Origin of the sequence: Mesorhizobium sp. M7A.F.Ca.CA.002.09.1.1 (assembly GCF_003998555.1) — a bacterium.
Lineage (GTDB): Bacteria > Pseudomonadota > Alphaproteobacteria > Rhizobiales > Rhizobiaceae > Mesorhizobium > Mesorhizobium ciceri.
On the sequence record NZ_RZRR01001293.1, the window covers coordinates 1 to 1090 of the forward strand.

Below are 1090 nucleotides of genomic sequence, written 5' to 3' on the forward strand. Positions count from 1 at the left end.
GGCCTGCACCATGTCGTCGACCGCCGAGCCGGCCTTCGTCGACGGTGTCTGGGGTCCGTATTTCTCGGCCATGGTGCCGGGCCTGTGGCTGAACGAGGGCGGCCAGTCGGCAGCTGGTGCTGCGATTGATCATCTGGTGCGCATGCATCCTGCAGCCGGCGAAGCGACCGCCAAAGCGCAAGCCGAGGGGCTCAGTCTCAGCGCCTGGCTGTCGCTGCAGGCGCAAAGCCGCAATGGAGCCGCGGCCACGCCGGCCCTGGTCGGCGGCATCCATGTCGTGCCGGAGTTCCTCGGCAACCGCGCGCCCTTCGCCGACCCGGACGCGCGCGCGCTGATCGCCGGGCTCGATCTCGACACCAGCCTCGACAGCCTGGTCGGGCTCTATGTCGCCGGGGTCTGCGGGCTGGGCTACGGCGCGCGCCAGATCGTGCAGGCCGAACATCAGAAAGGCATTGCCGTCGACACCATCGTGGTCAGTGGCGGCGCCGGCCAAAGCCCGCTGGTGCGCCAACTGCTGGCCGACACCACAGGCATGGTGGTGGTGGCCTCGACCTCGCCGGAACCGGTGCTGCTCGGCTCGGCGATGCTGGGCGCGGTCGCCGCCGGTGCCTACAAGGATGTGGCGGCGGCGATGGCCGGCATGTCGGAACTCGGCGAGGTCTATCATCCCGACGCTACGCTGGCCGGCTGGCATGCCAAACGCTTCGCGGCGTTCGAATTGCTGCAGCAGGCGGGCAAGGCCATCCGAGGCTGAAGCGCGCGGCTTCTGTCCGGCTTTGTCAGGAGCGTAGCGAACACCGCTTGGCGGTTTAGCCGGAAGCTGGCAGCTTTGTTCTGTCGTGGACCCTCCAGCAGCACGCGACGAGGGCAGGGCGACAGGACCAGGAGGCCCTAATGGTGGACGAAGCTAAACCGCCGCTACCATTCGCATCGGATGAGGTGCCGTGGACGGAATGGTCCGATGTGCCACGCTTCGGCCTGCGCTACCGGCATTTGTCGCTGGCTGCCCTTGGCGACAAACACCGTGTCGGCGTGGCAATCGAGGAGCTTCCGGCTGGCAAGCAGTCCTCGCCGGCGCATTACCATATTT

General features: G+C 67.5%; 1 protein-coding gene and 1 pseudogene. Both read left to right on the forward strand.

The window, feature by feature from the left end:
- On the forward strand, positions 1 to 754 hold a 754-nt coding region (locus EN994_RS32635; protein WP_245466162.1), incomplete at its 5' end, for an FGGY-family carbohydrate kinase.
- 140 nt (positions 755 to 894) lie between these two features.
- A pseudogene (locus EN994_RS32640) lies at positions 895 to 1090 on the forward strand (hypothetical protein); the annotation flags it as partial.